The organism is Acinetobacter sp. GW821-FHT09D10 (assembly GCF_059416285.1).
The window spans coordinates 230,656-250,954 of record NZ_JBWKOW010000001.1 but is presented as its reverse complement, the minus strand read 5'-3'; the positions used below and the strand labels follow the sequence as shown (position 1 = coordinate 250,954).

The following is a 20,299-nucleotide window of genomic DNA, read 5'->3' as shown; positions in this document are numbered from 1 at the left end:
GGACAAAGTATGTATTTCGCAAATTCAGAACGATATCAATCATTTCAATATCGAAAAATTAAAAATAGTGGTTTGGTATTACCACCATTGTCACTCGGTTGCTGGCATAATTTTGGCGATGACACCCCAATTCAGCAACAAAAATCGGTACTTTACACGGCGTTTGATCATGGAATTAATCATTTCGATCTAGCCAATAATTATGGAACACCCTTTGGAAGTGCAGAGAAAAATATTGGGCACTTTTTAAAAAATGACTTCAAGCCATATCGAGACGAACTCATTATTTCGACAAAGGCAGGCTGGGACATGTGGCCTGGACCTTATGGACAAGGTGGTAGCAGCCGAAAATACCTAATGGCTAGTCTTGATCAAAGCTTACAGCGACTGGGGCTTGATTATGTCGATATTTTTTATTCACATCGTTATGACCCAGAAACACCTCTTGAAGAAACAGCCAAGACACTTGCCGATATTGTGCAACAAGGTAAAGCTCTCTATGTTGGGATTTCTTCTGGATATACACCAGAATTAACTTTACAGTTAATAGAATTGCTTCAAACCTATCATGTTCCACTTACTTTGCATCAACCGATTTACAATTTTTTTGAACGCCAGATTGAGCAAGGTTTAACGGAGACTGCTAAACAAGAGGGTTTTGGTGTAATTACGTTCTCACCACTGGCTCAAGGCCTATTGGCTGGACGATATCTTAATGGTGTACCTGAAGATTCACGTATCGGACGTGGTAGTCGTTATTTACAGTCAGAGCACCTCGTTGCATTGAAGCTACAGCAAATACAGCAGTTAAATGAAATAGCAAAGCGCCGAGACCAAACACTGGCTCAATTGTCATTATCATGGGTTTTACGTGATGAATGGATTACATCGACAATCATTGGTGCTAGTCGTCCAGAGCAGATCATCGAAAACTTAAAAGCATTGCAAAATACGACGTTTAGTGCAGATGAGTTGACTCAGATTGACGCTATTCTAAATACGCCATAACTCTATACAAAATTTGCAGCATGGCTTTTTAGGAGCCAATGCTGCAATGATTGAGCATTTTATTTGTTAAAAGCTAAGTTTCACGGTTGCACCAATGGTACGAGGCTGACCTAAACTAGCGAGAACAATACCATTAGAAGAATTCCATGTATTGGTCACATAGGTTTCATTGGTGAGGTTTTTTACCCATAGCGCAACATCCAGTTCATTTTCACCAATACGATGTCGTGCACCTAGACTCGCATTTGTTAATCCATAGGCTTTGATGACACTGTACGGGTTATTATCTAAAGAGCCATATGACCAATCTCGCCAAGCATAACTTCCTGAAACATAGGGCTGCCAGTTATTGTGCTCAGCTAAGTCATAACGGAAATTGAAATTTGCAATCCACTTCGGTACGCCATATACACGTTCTCCAGACAGATCTTGTGTGTTTACGCCTGTTGGAATGCTGATATTGGATGGAGCAGGGGCATTTTTATATTCTGTATAGGTAGTATCGTTAAGCGAACCATTAAAATTAAGTGTAAGGCGACGAATAGGTTGATAGGTTGCATCGAGTTCAATCCCTCGGCTGCGTACTTTACCTGCATTTGCCAATACACTCACGACAGAGTTGCCGACTTGTTCATAGCTTGTGGTTTGATAGTCAGAAACATCAATCCAGAATATATTGCTATTGAGCTGTAAGGTATTATTAAGAAAATTCTGTTTTAACCCAATTTCATAGTTATCTGCTTTTTCAGGATCAACCTTTAACGAGTTAGCACCTGCTGCTGGTGCAGAACCAATGCTTAGGTTAAAGCCACCTGATTTCTCGCCGTGCGAATACGTTGCATAGGCCAGTGTACTCGGATTTAAACGATAGCTGCCGGTCAGTAAGCCAGAGTAGCTTAAACCATGTTGCTTCAGTTCACCCGAGTCGTATGCGCCGAGCTGGGCATTTAGTAAATTACGCTCTGCCGCACTTAAACCCGAAACTGGAGTACCCCCAATAGGGTCGGTTCTATAGATACTGGCAGATTTATCTTCATAGGTGACTCGTGCACCTGTGGTAATGTCTAACTTCGGTGTCGCATGCCATGTACTTTGACCAAATAATGCTGAGCTTTTTGTCTCAGTTGTTCCATATGAATACGAATCTCGATTATTCAAAATATTCGATTGACCATTGGCAATTAAGGTTCTCACGCTCGGTACGTTATAAAGATAGAAGGCGTCCGCCGTATCTCCATATAAAGAGAAAGTCGTATTGTCTAAATGTTGCTGAAAGTAATATAAGCCTGTCACCCAATCTATTTTCTGATTCCCAGCCGATGTTAGACGTAGCTCTTGAGAGTACTGTTTATCTCGAACCGAAACACCACCATTAATCAAGGCATTTGAGCTAATAAAATCACTGTTGGTTGGAGTGAAGTTCCAAAAGCGGTATGCACTAATCGACGTAATTTTTTTACCACTATCTAGCGACCAATTGGCTTCTGCTGATCCACCACCTTGCTCAACAGACATGTGTTGTGGGGCATCTGAATGAATCTGTTTGTCTTTCCAGTTGGTATAAAGATTTTTGGCACCTGACTGTGTGGCATTTTCTAAGTAACGATTGTAGTTATTTCCATATACGGTACTGTTAAACGTTGGCCCAGCGTAGTACACAACCATCGCGCCTTGATCATCATCTTGTTTGTTGTAATCTGCAATTAGACGTAAATTAAAATTCTCTTGCGGCTTCCAGAGAATTTGACCGCGGACACCTTCGCGGTCTGTATTGTTATAATCTTTACCATTATAGGTATTATGAATAAAACCATCTTGAGTTGTTTTATAAAAAGAGAGTCGGCCTGCTACATTTTCAGATAAAGCGTCTGAAAACGTTCCTTTAGCCTGCAAATAATTGCGTGAGCCAAAAGAAATTTCAGCAGAATGGTCTGGGTCGAAGGTAGGCTGTTTTGAGCTAATGTTCAATAAGCCCGCCGTAGTATTTTTACCAAATAATGTCCCTTGTGGCCCGCGTAATAATTCGAGTTGAGCAATATCTAATAAATCAAATACAGCCATGCCGGGGCGACCTAAGTAAACATTGTCCAAATAGACCCCAACACTAGCTTCTAAACCATCACTGGCTGGGTTATTACCCAAACCTCGAACAGCTACACTCGATTGACGTGGATTTAAGAAAGCAACATTAAGGCTGGGTAGGGCTTGTTGTAGATCTTCAAGTTTACTGAGTTTTTGTGTTTCTAGTGTTTTGGCACTTAAAATACTAATGGGTGTTGGAACATTTTGCGCTTTTTCTTCACGTCTTCGTGTCGTCACGATGACATCTGCAAGCTGAATGACATCCTCTGCTTTACTGTTTGACTGTGAATTTGATGTACTGGCTGCCGTTACCGCTGTACCTGAAGTAGTGGGAGTATCTTCGGCATAGACAATAGATGAATATCCTGCACACCCTATAAGTGAAATAAACAGACTTTGCGTGATTTTATTTAAAACTAATCCTTTTCTCTTGAAATGAAAGGTGTGCTTTTGAACTGACATTAATGACTCCATTTGTGTTTTCTTTGTGATGATTTTAATTTTTATGTAATTGAACACTGTCATTATCAGTACAAACTTAAGTTTATATTTTGATGATCTTATCTTTATATTTAATAGTAATTTTTTAAACATAGCCTTTTAAAATATTGTTCAGGCAGCAAATTTAAAAGCCAGCATTAGGTGCTGGCTTAGTTCAATCTAAAGACTAATCTGTTCGTTATTTTTATACTTCAAATGGTTCTAGCTGATCATTTTGTAATAATCTTCGTTGTTGCACATTTTCAATCACACCATTTTCTTTGACATAAGTTGCCCAGTCTTTAAGTAATTCATCGAGCTTTTCTGGATATTGTTTTGCCAAATCCTGAGTTTCGCCTTTATCATCTTTAAGGTTATATAGCTGCCAGCGATTTGGGCCATTTGGCGCAGGAATAAAGAGCGCTTTCCATTCTCCTTTGCGCAGAGCCTTTTGACCAAATAACTCCCAGCCTGTGACATGATCTTCATTGTGAATATGGTCTTGTTGTACTTGTAAATATGGCAAGATAGAACGACCACGTAGGGGCACCAATTGATGACCTTTATACACCTGACCAGGGTGCTGAATATTTAAATAATCTAGTAGGGTAGGTAGTAAATCCATAACTGTCAAAAACTCGTGACTGATCTGATTTTGGCGTTTAAACCCTGCGTAGTGAATGAAAGAAACTGTTCTAATTCCACCTTCGCTAGTATGCGCTTTATATAAGCGAGCAGGAGCGGTGGCTGCTTGTGCCCAATGTTCTCCGTACCAAACATAAGAGTTTGCTCGTCCAATATTATCAATACTGTTGTCGTAATATTGCTCGATAATTTCATTAAGTTGACCGCCAAAGACGGGCAGAGCTTCAAGTTGAGCACCTTCTGCACCATTGTCTGATAAAAAAATAACAATGGTATTGTCCAATTCCCCTCGATCTTTGAGGTATTCGACTACACGTCCAACGTTTTGGTCCATACGATCTACCATGGCCGCATAGACTTCCATAATTCTTGAGGACTTGTCACGTTGCTCTTGAGTAAGATTTTCCCAGAATGGAGTTCTAGCGAGGACAGGGTGAATCGTTGTTTCCGCATCTACCAATTGAAGTTGCTTGAGTTTCTCAAGACGCTGTTCACGCAATTTAACGGGGCCATCCGCATAACGTCCTTTATATCGATCGATATCTTCCTGAGGTGCCTGTAAGGGCCAGTGCGGTGCTGAGAAAGGTAAGTATGCAAAAAAAGGACGTCCTTGGCGTGCTTCATCATCTTGTAAAAAGTCTAGAAGGCGAGTGGTAAAATAATCGGATGAATAAAACCCTTGAGGCAGTTCTTCCGAAAACTTATCATCTTCTGCATAAAGTCCTTTTGTTGACTTAAGTAAGCGCGGAATTTGGTCTTCTGGAATATCCGCTTCAAATAGATAATGATTGGCTGCACCAGGTAATAATGCAAAAGAACGTTCAAACCCTTTTTTAATTGGAAAATATTCTGGTTTTAGTCCCAAGTGCCATTTCCCAGACATAATTGTGTAATATCCCGCATCTTTTAATAACTCTGGTAATGCGGCAACTTTGTTATTTAATACACCTTCGTAGCCTTCTTTACCTTCGAGTTCTGGGGTAAGGGCCTCTGCCATGGTTCCTAAACCAGCTAAATGATGGTCAGTACCTGAAAGTAACATCGCACGAGTGGGGGAGCAGGTTGACGCCGTATGAAAATTAGTAAGTCTTAAGCCGTTTAATGCTAATTCATTCAAATGAGGTGTATTGATTTCTCCGCCAAAAGCACCTAAATCTGAAAAACCTAAATCATCTGCCACAATCAATAAAATATTAGGTTGTTTTTTGATATTTACATCTGTCATGTTTTATCCAACAAAGCGACTAAAATGCTTAGTGTAAATATGACAAATTTTTATTCTGTTTCTATTCTGACAGTTATCTCCTAATAAAATCATATCATTATGACAAAAGCAGATATATCAAAGAAACTTAGTGGTACTGTTGAACTGATGAGTCTGTGCAATATCGCTTAGCTTTTCAAAATCCAAAATAAAGATTTGATTGTATTTAACCTCAATGATGTTTTGGTTCGAAAGCGCTGCTAGTTCTTTATTAATGCTTTGTCTTGAGGTCTGCAAAAGTTCTGCTAGATTTTCCTGACTCAATTTGAGATTCAGTAAAATTTTATCTTTGTCCTGATAGGAATGATAATCCACTAGAAAAACTAGTTTTTTAGCAAGACGAGTTTGCAATGTTTCAGTTGAATAAATGAAATTTTGTTCACGATTTAGCTGTGTTCTTACACAGATTAATTTCAACACCATAAACAAAGCATCTGCGTTATTTCTGATGACATCCATAAACAATTGGCCAGGAAGGTTGGCAATTACCGTTCTACCTTGTGCAATGTGGTCGTGAAGGAGGGGTTGACCCGTTACGATCGGGACAATATTGATTAATGTACCTGAGGGCACAAAAATATCAGTGTGATATTTGCCTTGAGATGTGCTCCAGCCAAGTTTAAGCGCTCCTTCAAGCAAAATATTGATATCCGTGCACGGATCATTTTGATTGTATATCGTTTGATTATGATAATACTTTCTTATTTTTAAATGCTGAATAAGCGTAGATTTCTCTGTATTAGATAAAGATTGAATAACCTGATAATTTTCTAAAATACGAATACTTTTATGAATAAATTCATTCGTTATAATTTGATGATCCGAAGATTGTCCGCCGTCAAAATCATTCTGATATTTTGAGATAGGATTCCTGAACTCGATAATTGATGATGCTTTCATAATAAATCAGAGATATAAACTAAGATTTTAAACAGCTTATCAGAGTTAAAATTTATTCAAATTTCAAAAAAATATAATTTCATATTTAATTTTCATATGTGTGTGTTATTAATTATTTAAATATAAAAATAATTTTTTACGTGATGGATTGTCTCTGAAATAACAGAATAAGCCGCCGTTTCTGATAAAAATTCAGTCATATATTATGACAGGAAATTAAAATGACTACATTTATTCAGAAACCAGCACAACAACTTCACGTTAAAAAATTAACTGGTCGAATTGGGGCTGAAATATCAGGCATTCATTTAAGCTCTGAGCTTGATTCATCTACAGTTCAGTTTATACACGATGCGCTACTAGAGCATAAAGTACTCTTCTTTCGTGGCCAGCAACATTTGGGAGACACAGAACAAGAGAAATTTGCAGAATTGTTTGGTTCACCCGTTAAACATCCAACAGTACCTGCGGTGGATGGCACAGATTTTATTTTTGAACTTGACTCACAAAAAGGTGCACGAGCCAATTCTTGGCATACTGATGTTACTTTTGTTGATGCTTATCCTAAAATTAGTATCTTGAGAAGCCTAATCATCCCTGAAACAGGTGGTGATACAACTTGGGCAAATACGGAAACTGCTTATGAAGATCTTCCTGAGCTTTTAAAACAATTTGTTGAGCAATTGGTAGCTGTACACTCTAATGAATATGATTATGGTGGACCAAAACAAAATGTTGAGCCAGAACAACTCGAAAGGCTGAAGAAAATTTTTGTATCTACCAAGTATGAGACAGAGCATCCAGTAGTCGTATTACATCCAGAAACTGGCAAGAAAAGCCTCTTACTTGGGCATTTTTTCAAACGACTTGTGGGATTCAGTCAAAGTGATTCACAGCTTTTATTTAATATTTTACAAGAAAAAGTAACGCGACCAGAAAATACAGTGCGTTGGCAATGGCAGGAAGGAGATGTGGTGATTTGGGATAATCGCTCTACACAGCACTACGCGGTTAACGATTATGGCGATCAACATCGCGTTGTACGCCGAATTACACTTGCCGGTGAAGTAACGACTGGTGTACATGGCTTAAAAGGTAAAACCACATTACCCAAAGATTTATCAGTAGAACAACTCGAAAAAGCCAAGCTTCACGCCGTTTTAAATGCCAACTAAAGACTATTTTAAACATGCAAAACGTCACTGTCGTTAAGCAGTGACGTTGTATATGTTGTTGAGAAAAACGATATGGCTACACTATCAAAACGTAATCGATTTATCTGGATTGTTCCTGCGCTTATTTTTATCGCTTTACTACTGTTTATTTTCAAAGCATCTTCATCAGCACCATCAAAAACAACAAATCAGACTGAAAACATTGTAAAAATTCGAATTGCTGTACCTGATCTAAGCAGTAGTGAAAGACACAGCAGCGGCACACCATTAGTTGATTATATATATTTAAATCAGTTACTTGAAAAAGAATTCGCAAAGAAAAATATTCAGGTTGAATGGCAATTTTTTAAAGGTGCAGGGCCTGTAATTAATGAAGCCTTAGCCAATAAGCAATTAGATTTTGCTTTTTTAGGCGACTTAGCCGCTATTATTGGTAAATCGAATCAAATTGATACTACTTTATTGTTAGCGACTGGACGGCATATAGATGCTTATTTGGGTGTTTTGCCAAATAAAGGATATACCAGTCTCGAACAGTTAAGAGGTAAACGAATAGCAATTTTTCAAGGAACTGCTATGCAATTGTCGTTTGATCAATATATCGAGCGATATGGCTTTACTGAAAAAGATTTCCGCATTATTAATTTAGATCCTGCTGCGGCCAATGCAGCACTTGCAGCTAAGCAAATTGATGCCAGCTGGGGTTTAATGCCAATTCTAGCGCTCAAACAACAGAAAATTGTAGAGGTTCCTCTGAGTACTGGGCAGAGACAAGATGGAGCTGGCACAATTCAATCAGGTTTGGTGGGTCGTAGTGAGTTTATTAAACAACATCCTGAAATTGTCCAAACATTGGTCAATACGGTTTTACAATCAGCACATTGGGTTTCACGGCCTGAAAACCGCGATAATGCCATTCAACTTGTCACTAAAAATGCAGGATTACCAACAGAACTCTATGCATTGAGTCTACAAGACAAAGCCTTAAAAACAGTTTTTTCACCGCTTTTGGATGAATATTATCTAGGGCATCTACAAGAAGGTGTACAGACAGCATTAAAGGCCAAACTGATAAAACGCGATGTTGATGTAAATCAATGGCAAAATGCTGAGTTTGTCGAACGAGGGATTCAACAGTTGAATTACGTCAATTATTGGAACTCTTCAAAATAAAATTATTGAATTAATTTAGCTGTGCAAAAAGACCTTTGTTAAGGTCTTTTTTTATAAACTTCATAATATGCCTCTAAAATAATTAATGATTCTTTGTAGAGGCAACAAGTATAGCTAAACGTACAGTAAGCCAAGAAAAAGACTATATTATTGAATTATATAATTGTTCGTATAATGTATATTATGTTAAATAGAAGATTTGGAAACCTACCATATATAAGGCTCTGGCTACTCTGCATTGTTACTACGCCGTTTATACTTCACTACACTGAATTATTAAAAGCTTGCCCAACTGTATCTGTTGCTCAAGCAACTTACTAGGCCTTAGCGCGCTTAGCGACTTAAACTGACTAACCCTATTTCTAATTCTAGCTAGAGTAATTCTCTACACAGCTTACTATAATTTGTAATTACACTTTTATATTTACTCTAGTGAACTGCACATCAGCTTTACGAACTATATTTTCTGACTACTACTGGCTGCTATATAGATTTCTTTTTCTAAATCGCCTTTTAAACATTTATGTCTGGAAAATGGCATTTTAGACTAAAACCAGAAAAATTCTTGGTCTCCTTAAGCTCTTGGTTAATACTTCAATAACGACATATCCTATTGAAATTTAACTAAAAAATATTTAAAAAACTATACACATTTAAAAAAAACTTATATAATTTATGTGTGCAGCTATTCTTTAGATTTCCATCACCACAATACATACAGTATTTCAAATACTCACACCAACTGCATCAAAAAATACTCAAGCAATCTTTCCTGCTCATTAGGTTTAAATTCAATCTCTCTCATTTTCCAACTAGCTCAGGTTATAATAATGGACTCCCAAAATATTGTTGATCTATTATGAACGCCTCCAATGACCCTTTACACGGCAAAAAGCTTGCTGACATTTTAGATGAATTATTGGATTACTACGGTGGATTTGAAGGCTTAAGTCGTAAAATTGAAATTAGATGTTTTTGCATAGATCCAAGTGTTAAATCATCATTGCGATTCTTACGTACCACACCATGGGCACGTGAAAAAGTAGAAAGCTTATATTTGTATGTCTTACGCCAAAAAGCCAAACAGAAATCATAGCTGTCAAAATCCTAGCCTCAGCATTTTAATTAGTGGTGGACTGCCACCACTTTCCTAGACAAACCCTATTTCTAGTCTTAGCTAGAATGATTCTCTAGACAGCTTCCTAACAATTAAGCCCTATAAGTTGAATATTTAAACTATTTACTTAAGAAACATATACATCCTTTACATAAATTTTGTTTTACCTTTACCCTAAATCTTTAATTTCAAGTGATTACACATGACTAAAAGAACAATAAATATTTACGGAGCCAGACAAAATAATCTTAAAAATATTTCGTTGAAGATCCCTAAACATGAAATCGTTGTTTTTACTGGAGTCTCTGGTTCAGGTAAATCTTCTTTAGTTTTTGAGACTATTGGCGCAGAAGCTCAAAGACAAATTAATGAAACTCAAGATAGTTTTGTGCGCAATCGTTTACAGCATTTTGGGGTCGCTGATGTTGATAAAATCGAGAATTTAAATGTACCTGTCATTATTAATCAAAAGCCTTTAACGGGTAACATCCGCTCAACCGTTGCAACAATTACAGATATTTACGCCAATCTTCGCTTATTATTTTCACGTATGGGTGAACCATTTGTTGGTTACTCGAATGTTTTTTCTTTTAATCATCCCAATGGCATGTGTCCACAATGCGAAGGTATTGGTCTAGAGCAAACAATTGATATTTATAAAATATTAGATTTAAATAAATCCTTAAATGAAGAAGATGCTATCAATTTCCCTACCTATCAACCTACTGCATGGCGTTGGACGCGATATGCAGATTCAGGTTATTTCGATTTAGATAAAAAATTAAAAGATTATAGTGAAAAAGAATGGGACTTGTTTTTGTATGCTCCTCAGCACAAGCCTTTAAATCCAACAAGTAAATGGAGAAAAACAGCACTTTATGAAGGACTGGTGACCAGATTTGAACGTAACTTTTTGAAAGGTGAAGCGCAGGAAAGAAATCGTTATCGAAATAAACTTGAAGAGATTATTACAACCAAAGAATGTTCTTTATGTAAGGGACAACGACTTAATCAAAAATCTTTATCTTGTAAGATTAACGGTAAAAATATTGCTGAATGCACAGCCCTATCCGTATCAATGCTTTTAGAATTTATAGAAACGATAAAAAGTGAAAAATTTGAAACTGTTCTGCATGAAATCATCAATAAACTAAGCAACTTAAACTTGGTTGGTCTCAGTTATTTAAACCTTAATCGTGTGAGCAATACATTATCTGGTGGTGAGTCACAACGAATCAAGATGGTTAAACATTTGGGTAATAGTTTAGTTGACCTACTCTACATCTTTGACGAACCAAGTATCGGTCTTCACCCAAAAGATTTAGATAATATTATTAAAATCATTCAAAAGATTAGAGATAAAGGAAATAGTGTTTTATTGGTTGAACATGACCCTGATCTTATTAGAACAGCTGACCATGTCATTGATATGGGCCCTCTTTCTGGTAGCAACGGTGGTCAAATTATTTACCAAGGGACTTTCGCAGAATTAAAGAACTCATCAGGTTTAACAGGCCAGTTTTTTAGAAGACCAAATGTCTATAAGAAAACACCACGCATGAGTAATCAATGGATTTCAATTAAAAATGCCCATTTATTTAATCTAAAAAATATTGATGTCGATATTCCTAAGAACTGTCTAACCGTTATTACAGGAGTTGCAGGTTCTGGAAAAAGTACATTAATCAGTAAAGTCTTACCGCAACAATATCCTGAAACAAAAGTCATTGATCAATCTGCAATTACTGCAAGTATTCGGTCAAATTTACTGACCTATCTAGACCTGCTTGATCCGATTCGTCAGCTATTTGCAAAAACAAATAAAGTGAGTGCCAAGCTCTTTAGTTTTAATAGCGAAGGTGCTTGCCCTCAATGCAAAGGATCAGGTATGGAAAAAATTGAACTCGCATTTTTAGATGACGTTGAAATGACGTGCGACCTTTGTCATGGCTCAGGATATGACCCAGAGGTATTAAAGTATCATTACAAAGATAAAAACATTGCTGAAATTCTGAAAATGACGGTTACAGAAGCAAGTAACTTTTTTGAAGATCTAACTTTACAGCAGCAATTTAATTCTCTGGTGAGCTTGGGATTAGACTATATTGCAATCGGCCAACGCTTAAATACGTTCTCTGGTGGTGAGCGTCAAAGATTAAAACTATCAAAAGAACTCAATGAAACAGATAATATTTTTGTATTAGATGAACCGAGTACAGGCTTACATCCTTCTGATACTGAAAAATTGATTAGTTTATTAAATAACTTAGTTGAAAAAGGCAACACGATCATTGTTATTGAACATAATTTAGACATTATAAGTCAAGCTGATTGGATTATTGATATTGGTCCATTGGCTGGTGACAAAGGTGGTGAATTGGTGTTCTCTGGAACAGTTAGTGGTTTGCTTTCAGCAGAAAAATCTTTAACAGGTCATTATTTGAAAAAATATCTAGAGCTGTAAAAATTTGATTTATCTAAGTCTTAGGCTATATATTTTTCAACTTTTCGATAGCTTGGTCACGGCCTCTCTTAGCTGTCTTTTGACTTTTTCCCTTAAAATTTTTATTGAAATGCCATATCTAATCTGGCCCATATTTATAAAATAATTTTTATAATTTAAATAATGGATAACTAAATATGGATCGTTTTAAAACTATTTTATTTATTGCAAGCACATGTTTAACAACAACTATTTACGCTAAGCAACAAGCCGTCTGTGTTTTTGACCCAGTTGGTAAGTCGGGAGACGCATTCGCTTTGGCCAAAGATTATGCACTCGAAGCCAAAAATTGGGGAGCAGATATATCTTTAAAAGCATATGTTGATGAACGAGTCGCAGCTGAAGATTTAAAAGTTGGAAAATGTGATGGTGCTATTATTAGTGGCTTACGTGGGCGTCAGTTCAATAAATATACAGGATCTTTAGATGCTGTTGGCGCATTAACAAATATGAAAACAGCAATTAATGCCTATAAGCTATTGTCCTCGCCTATGGCAGCAAAAAACATGGTTGTAGGTCCTTACGAAATTGCAGGCTTAGGAACAATTGGTCCCGCATATTTATTTGTAAATGATAGAAGTATAAATACTCTCGCTAAAGCTGCTGGTAAAAAAATTGGGGTATTTAAATATGATGAAGCCCAACCTAAGCTTGTTCAACATGTTGGAGGTCAGGCTGTATCTGTAGATGTTACCAATGCGGGTGCGAAGTTTAATAACCATGAAATTGATATTGTGCCCGCTCCTATTGTTGCATTTAAACCTTTTGAGCTATACAAAGGTTTAGGTGAGAAAGGAGCAATCATTCGTTTTCCTTTGACTCAAATTTCGGCAAATTTCATTATTCGTAAAGACCAATTTCCAGCAGGTTTTGGGCAAAAGTCGCGGACTTGGGTAGCCAGCCAATTAAATAGAACATTTGGCATTATTGCTAAATATGAAAGTGATATTCCTTCAAAGTATTGGATGGATATTCCTAAAAATGAACAATTGAATTATATGAAAATGATGCGCGAGGCACGAATACAGCTAACCAAGGCAGGTATCTACGATCCTAAAATGATGAATTTTTTGAAAAAAGTAAGATGTAAAGAAAACCCAAGTAATTTTGAATGTGCATTAAATGATGAATGAATACTTCCGCCGCCTTTCTCTTTCATCATTAATCTAAACTAATTTTCTAACACGGATGTTGTCGAGATATCCGTGTTTAACTTAATTAGCAGCGAAGATCCAATTATTGACTCAAACCATACATCTTACTACGCGTTATTTTTATTAAAATTTTCTTTTAACGCATTGATTAAGATATTTAACAAAGGTGCTTGCTCTCGTCTATGTGGATAGTACAGGTGATAAGGTTCATAGCTATGTCGCCAGTCCTTAAGTGTTTCTTCTAACTCACCACTTTCAATATAAGGCTGAACCATATCAATAGGTAGATAAGCGATTCCTACACCACTTCTTGCTGCTTGAAGCACTGGAGATAAGGTTGTAAAAACAACTTTAGCGTTAACGGTAACTGTCTGAGTTTTACCATGTTTGGTAAATTGCCAACGATAGAGTTCACCATGCGTGGGTAATCTCAGATTAATGCACTGATGTTCAACTAAATCTTTTGGTTGCTTAGGGTGACCATAACGAGCCAAATATTCTTTAGTCGCAACCGTTAACATTTGTATGGGCTCACTCACCTGTAAAGCGATCATATCTTTAGAAACCAAACCGCCTCTTCGAAGTCCTGCATCAAAACGTCCTTCTACAATATCAACAAGACCATAGTCAGAGATGATTTCTACTGAAACTTTAGGAAACAGTTGAATTACTTTTTCAACTGCTGGCCATATAACACTTTGGATTCCATATTCATCTGCACTAATACGTAATGTTCCTGCTGGATCATTTTTTAAAGCACTGATTTGATTTATGCCATGCTCTATTTCTTGTATTGCAGGTTGAAGCAAATTGAGTAGATATTCACCTGCTTCCGTAGGCGCTACGCTTCTTGTAGTTCGTGATAATAGTTTTATACCAATTCGGTCTTCTAAGTTGCGGAGTGTTTGGCTAATTGCTGACTGGGATGTCCTGAGTTTTGCAGCCGCCCGCGTGAAACTTCGTTCTTGAGCAACGACCATAAAAGTGTGCAAATCGTTTAAATTTTCTTTCATTATTTATAAGTATTCAATATAAGTGCTATCTAATTATAGTGGATTATCATAATAAATCACTACAGGTATATTGATTTCATCGACCTAGTTTCTCTTTCGGAGATAAGATGATGAAAACTGTAACCTTCAAAAATAAAAATATCGATGTTTCTGCAACTATTCGTTTTCCAAAAGATTTTGATGAAAACAAAACATATGCAGCCATTGTATGTGCTCACCCCATTAGTAGTTGTAAAGAACAAACTGCTGGCAGCATCTATGGTGAAAAACTGACTGAAGCTGGATTTATTACTTTAGCGTTTGATGCATCTTATCAGGGTGCAAGCGGTGGTGAACCTCGTTTTCTTGAAGACCCAGCAACACGTGTAGAAGATTTCCGCTGTGCAGCCGACTATTTAACAACGCTTACTTATGTGGATGAAAACCGTATTGGCGTATTAGGTGTATGTGGTGGCGGTGGTTATGCTGTCAATGCGGCTATGACTGAACGCCGTTTTAAAGCGGTCGCAACTGTTGTGGCAGCAAACTATGGTCGTTTAATGCGTGAGGGCGATCAGACACCAGAAGCTGCCATTAAAACTTTAGAAGCCATTGCTGCACAGCGAACTGCCGAAGCGCGTGGTGCTGAACCTTTTATTACGCAGTACATTCCAAACTCACAACAAGAGCGTGAACAAGCTGGAATTAATGATATTGATATCAAAGAAGCGATTGATTATTACAAAACCTCTCGTGGTCAGGCAGAAGGTTCACCGAATAAACTCCGTTTTTCAGGTTTAGCCGCTGCTGTTGGATTTGATGCGTTTCATTTGGCAGAACACCTACTCACTCAACCCTTACAAATTGTGATTGGTGAAATTCCAGGCGGGTTTGGTTCTTATCGCGACGGTTATGAGCTATATAGCAAAGCTGCATCTAAAGATAAAAACCTTTTTGTGGTGAAAGATGCGAGTCATTATGATTTATACGATCAACCTGAGCCTGTTGCTCAAGCTTTAGAAAAAATTATTCCGTTCTTTCAAAAGCACCTTTAAGTCATATATTGGAAAGTTTCTCAATTGGGGAAACTTTCCATTTTTTTATAGTCAGCTAAAAAGCTTTTACAGAGACTTCTTTATTTTTCATTGTTATATAAAGGAGTAATGTCATAAAGGCTGCTAAAAAGAGGATACATCCCATAATCATAAATCCACTTGTGAAGGAACCCGTTGCTGTCTTTAAATAGCCCATTAAATAAGGTCCAACAAATCCACCAAATGCACCAATTGAATTGATTAAAGCGATCCCCCCTGCGGCTGCCTCTCCTGAAAGAAATTTACCTGGAAGTGTATAGAAAATTGTTTTAGCAGAAATTGTTCCCACTAAAGCAAATGTAATACCAATTAATGCTGGAACTAATCCAGATAAATTTAAAGCAATAATTAGAGCAACCCCAGCAAGTACTAGTGCAACAACTAAATTACGAATAGGTTTACCTGTTCGGTCTACATGTTTTGCCCATATTAATAAACCAATTGTGGAGAAAAAATACGGGATTGCGGCAACCCAACCAATTAAACTTAATTCAACGCCTTGGGCCTTTAACATCTGAGGTAGCCAAATCCCTATTCCATAAGTTCCTAGTGTGAAGCTGAACGTAATAGAACCAAGTATCCAGACTCGAATATCTCTTAATGCGTCTTTGAAATGATGGTTACCTGCTACTTTTTGCTTTTCATTTGCTAACACATTTGTTAAAGCATTACGCTCTTCATTTGTTAGCCAACTTGCATCTTTAGGACTATTTCTTAAAACCTTATAAGTAATAAAACCTAAAATACAAGCTGGTAAACCTTCTACCAGAAACATCCATTGCCAGCCCTCTAGCCCCATATGTCCATGAAAACCTAATAACCATATAGATAAAGGACCACCTACTAAAAATGAAATAGGTGTAGCAATTGTAAATAAGGCAAGAATATGAGTTCGATATTGTAGTGGGAACCAGACTGTCAAGAAAAAAATAACACCTGGGAAAAACCCTGCTTCCGCAATACCTAATAGAAAACGAATAAAATAAAAGCTATAAGGCCCAACAATAAAAGCAGTCGCAGCCGCAGCAATTCCCCAAGTAATCATAATTCGGGCCATCCACACTCTGGCTCCAAATTTATACATTGCTAGATTACTTGGGACCTCACATAAACAATAACCTACAAACATAATTCCTGCTCCCAATCCAAATTGAGCAGCAGTTAAACCTAGTGAATCAGTCATCTGTAAGGCAGCATATCCCACACTAGTGCGATCTAAATAATTAAAAAAATATGCAAGGGCCAGCAATGGAATAAAACGCCATGTCGCCTTTTTAATTGCACTATCACATAAAGCAGACTGATTATTGATAGCAATGTTCGAAAGATGATTTGAAGAATTCATATATGCAGTCCTTGCATAAAACATCAATAAAAAAACTAATGCTTTAAAAGCATTAGTTAGATTTAATAATTTGAGAATTAGTGAGTTCTTGGACTTTGGCTTCGTCATATCCCAAAGAAGTAAGAATCTCGATCGTATTCGCGCCTACTTCAGGTACATTCTCACGGACACCAAAACGCTGTCCATTCATCGTAAATGGTAGTAAAGGAACTTTTACTTGCTTACCATTTTCGAGAACTACTTTCCCCATCCCACCTGACTGATTTAAGTGAATATCTTCAAATAAATCTTCTGGGCGTTGGATTGGAGAAAAAGGTAAACCCGCTTGTTCACATAGTTCCATTACTTTTGTTTTATCTAATTGGCTAAGCGTCTCACGAATAATTGGATGGATTAGCTCACGTGCTTTTACACGTTGGTTATTTTGAGCAAATTCAGGATTATTTTTTAGAGTTTCTAAGCCAAAAGCATCACAGAATGCGATCCACTGCGAGTCCGTAACAACACCAATAAATACTTGTTCATTATTTTTAGTGTTAAAAACGTCGTATACAGCCCAAGCCGAAACACGATTTGGCATTGGAGCGACAGGCTTATCTGTAACTGCCCTTTGCATCATGTGCTGAGCAACTAAAAATGCAGAGTTTTCGAATAAACCAGTTTCAACAAGTTGACCTTGACCAGTTAATTGACGTTGGTATAAAGCTGCAACGATTGAATAAGCACAAAACATTCCGCCCATCACATCATTAACAGATGCTCCAGCACGTAATGGACGCCCTACAGGACCCGTCATATAGGCAAGCCCAGTCATCATTTGTACGACTTCATCTAAAGCAGTTCGATGCTCATAAGGACCAGGTAAAAAACCTTTCATTGAACCATAGATAATATCGGGCTTAATTGATTTAACCCCTTCATAATCGAGTCCTAGTTTTTTCATCGCTCCGGGTCTAAAGTTTTCAATCATAACATCCGCAGTTTTGATTAAGTCCTTAACAAGCGACATTCCTTTTTCACTTTTAATATCAACTGACAAACTTTTTTTATTACGGTTATAAGTCATCCAGTACCCCGCACCTGAACCCATAAGTCTGCGAGTGTTATCACCTTGAGGCAATGGTTCAATTTTGATGACTTCAGCACCGAGATCAGCAAGGAGTAAACCACATGCAGGACCCATTACCATATGTACGAATTCTAAAACTCGGATTCCAGCCAGTGGTAGTTTCTTTTCATCTTTCACGTTATTGGTCCTTTGCATATTTAAAATTTTTACCGACGCCTGCATCTGGAATAAATCCGTAGAGTGGCTCTCCTGGTATTCCTTGATTTAACCATTCGCGAGCTTCAATCAACTTTTCAATATCAATACCTGTACGTAAGCCCATGCTTTCAAGTAAATAGACTAAATCTTCAGTAACAATATTCCCTGATGCTCCTGGCGCGTATGGACAACCACCAATACCACCTAGCGATGCGTCAAAAGTCGTAACACCCACTTCAATTGCGGCTAAAACATTAGCCAGACCTTGCCCGCGTGTATTATGGAAATGTGCACTACCCGCTAAATTTCCGACTTCCAGTTTTAATTTTTTAAATAGACTCCGTACTTGGACAGGATTTGCATATCCAACCGTATCTGCCAAACCAATCTCATCTACGCCTAATTGGGCCATTCGATGGGCCATCGTGAGGACTTCATTTTCAGTAACAACACCCTGAATTGTGCAGCCAAAAACAGTTGATAACCCTGCTTCTACCAATACATTGGGGAAATTTTGATTACGGAATTGAATAATCGAATTCACTTCTTCATAAACTTCTGCATGCGTTTTACGAATATTTGAGAGTGAATGAGGTTCGCTCACGGATACGGGAACCGTTATTTTTTGGGCTCCTGCTTTGAATGCATTTTCTGCACCTTTTAGATTAGGTACTAATGCGGTAACGAATACATTTTTTAAAGTTAGTGCATGTTTAACAACCTCCCCACAATCCGCCATTTGAGGCAGCAATTTTGGAGATACAAAAGATCCAACTTCTATTTCACTTAATCCTGCTTGAGCTAAAGCTGAAATCCATTTTTTCTTCATATCAGTTGGCATGGTTTGTTTAACACTTTGCAAACCATCACGAGGTCCAACCTCACTCACCAATATATCGATGTCCTTTGAATGGCTCATATCTTTACATTTCCTATTGCACAAGAATATTTATTACAGCAACGCAAGAGCGTTCTATTCAATAGAACACAGTTCTATTTTTAATGCAAATACTAATTTTTAAGCTTTTGAGTAAATAAGGAATGTTTAGAAAAGACTTGACAGAGGACAAAATAAGCTAAAAAATAAAATTAAATAGAACATCGTTCCGTAGAACAGAACAGCAAGGAAGCTTAAAATGAGTCTTTTCGCCCCCCCGAAAGAGATACACACTGAAATTTTTAGTCAAATTCCTGAAATTTATTTAAAACAAAAAGAATCTGATTGGGTTCGAGCCAATAAGCCTGGTCAAAAAGTAACGAGCTTTTTAGAAGGTCCATCTTTTGACAAAGAAGGCAATCTATTTGTTACTGATATTCCTTTTGGACGGATTTTTAAAGTTTCTCCTGATGGTAAATGGGACCTTATAGCCGAATATGATGGTTGGCCAAATGGGTTGAAAATTCATAAAGATGGGCGAATTTTTATTGCTGATTATAAAAATGGAATTATGCAACTAAATCCGAATACCGGAGTTGTTAGCCCATTTTTAACCCATCGAAAAAGTGAAAGTTTTAAAGGAGTAAATGATCTATTTTTTTCTGAAGATGGAAAACTTTACTTCACTGATCAGGGGCAAACTGGCATGCACGACCCCACTGGACGTGTGTTCAGTTATGACATGAATAAAGATCATCTTGAATGTCTTATTAATAATGGTCTGAGTCCTAATGGTTTAGTCATGGACTATGAAGAAAAAGCTTTATTTGTCGCAATGACCCGTGGCAATGCTGTATGGCGTTTGCCAATTCAAAAAGACGGTTCTACCACGAAAGTCGGGATATTTACTTCCTTAGCTGGTGGGTTGAGTGGTGCTGACGGACTTGCTCTAGATGCCGATAAAAATTTGTATGTTTGTGATGCTGGTCAAGCATGTGTATGGGTATTTAATCAATATGCAGAACCACTTTATCGAATTAAATCTTGTGCTGGCAGAACTATTACTAATCTAGCTTTCGGTGGTAATGAAAATAAACAACTATTTATGATCGATTCATCTACAGGTTCTATCTTAACCACGAATTTAGAACATTCTGGTAAGCCAATGTTTTCTCATCATTAATTTCTACTTAAAGTTTATTTCTTAAGTAAATCAAGGATTG

General features: G+C 37.3%; 15 protein-coding genes. 8 read left to right on the top strand and 7 right to left on the bottom strand.

Features of this window, described 5'->3' with window-relative positions; translation table 11 throughout:
- Nucleotides 1-9 precede the first annotated feature (9 nt).
- Nucleotides 10-1,008, top strand: a complete 999-nt coding sequence (gene mgrA, locus AC07M3_RS01175; RefSeq protein ID WP_494566273.1) for an L-glyceraldehyde 3-phosphate reductase — start codon at nt 10-12, stop codon at nt 1,006-1,008.
- 66 nt (nt 1,009-1,074) lie between these two features.
- On the opposite strand, the gene AC07M3_RS01170 is transcribed toward mgrA, so the two are convergent.
- The 3 genes from AC07M3_RS01170 to AC07M3_RS01160 form a co-directional block, all read right to left on the bottom strand.
- Nucleotides 1,075-3,564, bottom strand: a complete 2,490-nt coding sequence (locus tag AC07M3_RS01170) for a TonB-dependent receptor (protein ID WP_494566272.1) — start codon at nt 3,562-3,564, stop codon at nt 1,075-1,077.
- A 211-nt stretch (nt 3,565-3,775) separates the two neighbouring features.
- Nucleotides 3,776-5,440 (bottom strand): arylsulfatase, encoded by a 1,665-nt coding sequence (locus AC07M3_RS01165; RefSeq protein ID WP_494566271.1) that lies wholly within the window; start codon nt 5,438-5,440, stop codon nt 3,776-3,778.
- A 117-nt stretch (nt 5,441-5,557) separates the two neighbouring features.
- Complete coding sequence (locus AC07M3_RS01160) at nt 5,558-6,379, bottom strand: Crp/Fnr family transcriptional regulator (protein WP_004701544.1); 822 nt, start codon at nt 6,377-6,379, stop codon at nt 5,558-5,560.
- A gap of 221 nt (nt 6,380-6,600) precedes the next feature.
- On the opposite strand from AC07M3_RS01160, the gene AC07M3_RS01155 reads away from it, so the two are divergent.
- The 5 genes from AC07M3_RS01155 (at nt 6,601) to adeT1 (ending at nt 13,480) form a co-directional block, all read left to right on the top strand.
- Complete coding sequence (locus AC07M3_RS01155) at nt 6,601-7,554, top strand: TauD/TfdA dioxygenase family protein (RefSeq protein ID WP_494566270.1); 954 nt, start codon at nt 6,601-6,603, stop codon at nt 7,552-7,554.
- 72 nt (nt 7,555-7,626) lie between these two features.
- Entirely contained in the window at nt 7,627-8,727 is a 1,101-nt protein-coding gene (locus tag AC07M3_RS01150; protein ID WP_494566269.1) for an ABC transporter substrate-binding protein, read from the top strand.
- 859 nt (nt 8,728-9,586) lie between these two features.
- Complete coding sequence (locus AC07M3_RS01145; RefSeq protein WP_003651786.1) at nt 9,587-9,823, top strand: VF530 family protein; 237 nt, start codon at nt 9,587-9,589, stop codon at nt 9,821-9,823.
- Between the two features lie 223 nt (nt 9,824-10,046).
- Nucleotides 10,047-12,308: an ATP-binding cassette domain-containing protein gene (locus AC07M3_RS01140; protein WP_494566268.1), complete on the top strand. Its 2,262-nt coding sequence runs from the start codon at nt 10,047-10,049 to the stop codon at nt 12,306-12,308.
- 176 nt (nt 12,309-12,484) lie between these two features.
- Nucleotides 12,485-13,480, top strand: coding sequence for a putative multidrug efflux protein AdeT1 (gene adeT1, locus AC07M3_RS01135; protein ID WP_309951022.1), 996 nt, complete (start codon nt 12,485-12,487; stop codon nt 13,478-13,480).
- A gap of 128 nt (nt 13,481-13,608) precedes the next feature.
- Here the strand turns inward: adeT1 and AC07M3_RS01130 are convergent, their stop codons facing one another.
- Complete coding sequence (locus AC07M3_RS01130; protein WP_494566267.1) at nt 13,609-14,514, bottom strand: LysR family transcriptional regulator; 906 nt, start codon at nt 14,512-14,514, stop codon at nt 13,609-13,611.
- Between the two features lie 110 nt (nt 14,515-14,624).
- Here AC07M3_RS01130 and AC07M3_RS01125 point away from each other — a divergent pair, with 110 nt between their 5' ends.
- Nucleotides 14,625-15,548, top strand: coding sequence for an alpha/beta hydrolase (locus AC07M3_RS01125; protein WP_199991445.1), 924 nt, complete (start codon nt 14,625-14,627; stop codon nt 15,546-15,548).
- Nucleotides 15,549-15,603: 55 nt separating this feature from the next.
- Here the strand turns inward: AC07M3_RS01125 and AC07M3_RS01120 are convergent, their stop codons facing one another.
- The 3 genes from AC07M3_RS01120 to AC07M3_RS01110 are packed head-to-tail and all read right to left on the bottom strand — an operon-like array spanning nt 15,604 to nt 19,118.
- A complete protein-coding gene (locus AC07M3_RS01120; protein ID WP_494566266.1) occupies nt 15,604-16,932 on the bottom strand; it encodes an MFS transporter in 1,329 nt (442 codons plus the stop codon).
- A 52-nt stretch (nt 16,933-16,984) separates the two neighbouring features.
- Nucleotides 16,985-18,178, bottom strand: coding sequence for a CaiB/BaiF CoA transferase family protein (locus AC07M3_RS01115; RefSeq protein WP_494566265.1), 1,194 nt, complete (start codon nt 18,176-18,178; stop codon nt 16,985-16,987).
- A gap of 1 nt (nt 18,179) precedes the next feature.
- Nucleotides 18,180-19,118 carry a hydroxymethylglutaryl-CoA lyase gene (locus AC07M3_RS01110; protein WP_494566264.1) on the bottom strand — a complete coding sequence of 313 codons (939 nt, stop codon included), beginning with the start codon at nt 19,116-19,118 and terminating at the stop codon, nt 18,180-18,182.
- Nucleotides 19,119-19,335: 217 nt separating this feature from the next.
- Between AC07M3_RS01110 and AC07M3_RS01105 the strand changes: the two genes are divergently transcribed.
- On the top strand, nt 19,336-20,259 hold the full coding sequence (locus tag AC07M3_RS01105) for an SMP-30/gluconolactonase/LRE family protein (protein ID WP_307009661.1): 924 nt from the start codon (nt 19,336-19,338) through the stop codon (nt 20,257-20,259).
- The last annotated feature ends 40 nt before the right edge of the window (nt 20,260-20,299 follow it).

Coding starts and splice junctions, on each gene's coding strand:
- mgrA (WP_494566273.1), top strand. CDS start 10: ATGTATTTCGCAAATTCAGAACGATATCAATCATTTCAATATCGAAAA.
- AC07M3_RS01170 (WP_494566272.1), bottom strand. CDS start 3,564: ATGGAGTCATTAATGTCAGTTCAAAAGCACACCTTTCATTTCAAGAGA.
- AC07M3_RS01165 (WP_494566271.1), bottom strand. CDS start 5,440: ATGACAGATGTAAATATCAAAAAACAACCTAATATTTTATTGATTGTG.
- AC07M3_RS01160 (WP_004701544.1), bottom strand. CDS start 6,379: ATGAAAGCATCATCAATTATCGAGTTCAGGAATCCTATCTCAAAATAT.
- AC07M3_RS01155 (WP_494566270.1), top strand. CDS start 6,601: ATGACTACATTTATTCAGAAACCAGCACAACAACTTCACGTTAAAAAA.
- AC07M3_RS01150 (WP_494566269.1), top strand. CDS start 7,627: ATGGCTACACTATCAAAACGTAATCGATTTATCTGGATTGTTCCTGCG.
- AC07M3_RS01145 (WP_003651786.1), top strand. CDS start 9,587: ATGAACGCCTCCAATGACCCTTTACACGGCAAAAAGCTTGCTGACATT.
- AC07M3_RS01140 (WP_494566268.1), top strand. CDS start 10,047: ATGACTAAAAGAACAATAAATATTTACGGAGCCAGACAAAATAATCTT.
- adeT1 (WP_309951022.1), top strand. CDS start 12,485: ATGGATCGTTTTAAAACTATTTTATTTATTGCAAGCACATGTTTAACA.
- AC07M3_RS01130 (WP_494566267.1), bottom strand. CDS start 14,514: ATGAAAGAAAATTTAAACGATTTGCACACTTTTATGGTCGTTGCTCAA.
- AC07M3_RS01125 (WP_199991445.1), top strand. CDS start 14,625: ATGAAAACTGTAACCTTCAAAAATAAAAATATCGATGTTTCTGCAACT.
- AC07M3_RS01120 (WP_494566266.1), bottom strand. CDS start 16,932: ATGAATTCTTCAAATCATCTTTCGAACATTGCTATCAATAATCAGTCT.
- AC07M3_RS01110 (WP_494566264.1), bottom strand. CDS start 19,118: ATGAGCCATTCAAAGGACATCGATATATTGGTGAGTGAGGTTGGACCT.
- AC07M3_RS01105 (WP_307009661.1), top strand. CDS start 19,336: ATGAGTCTTTTCGCCCCCCCGAAAGAGATACACACTGAAATTTTTAGT.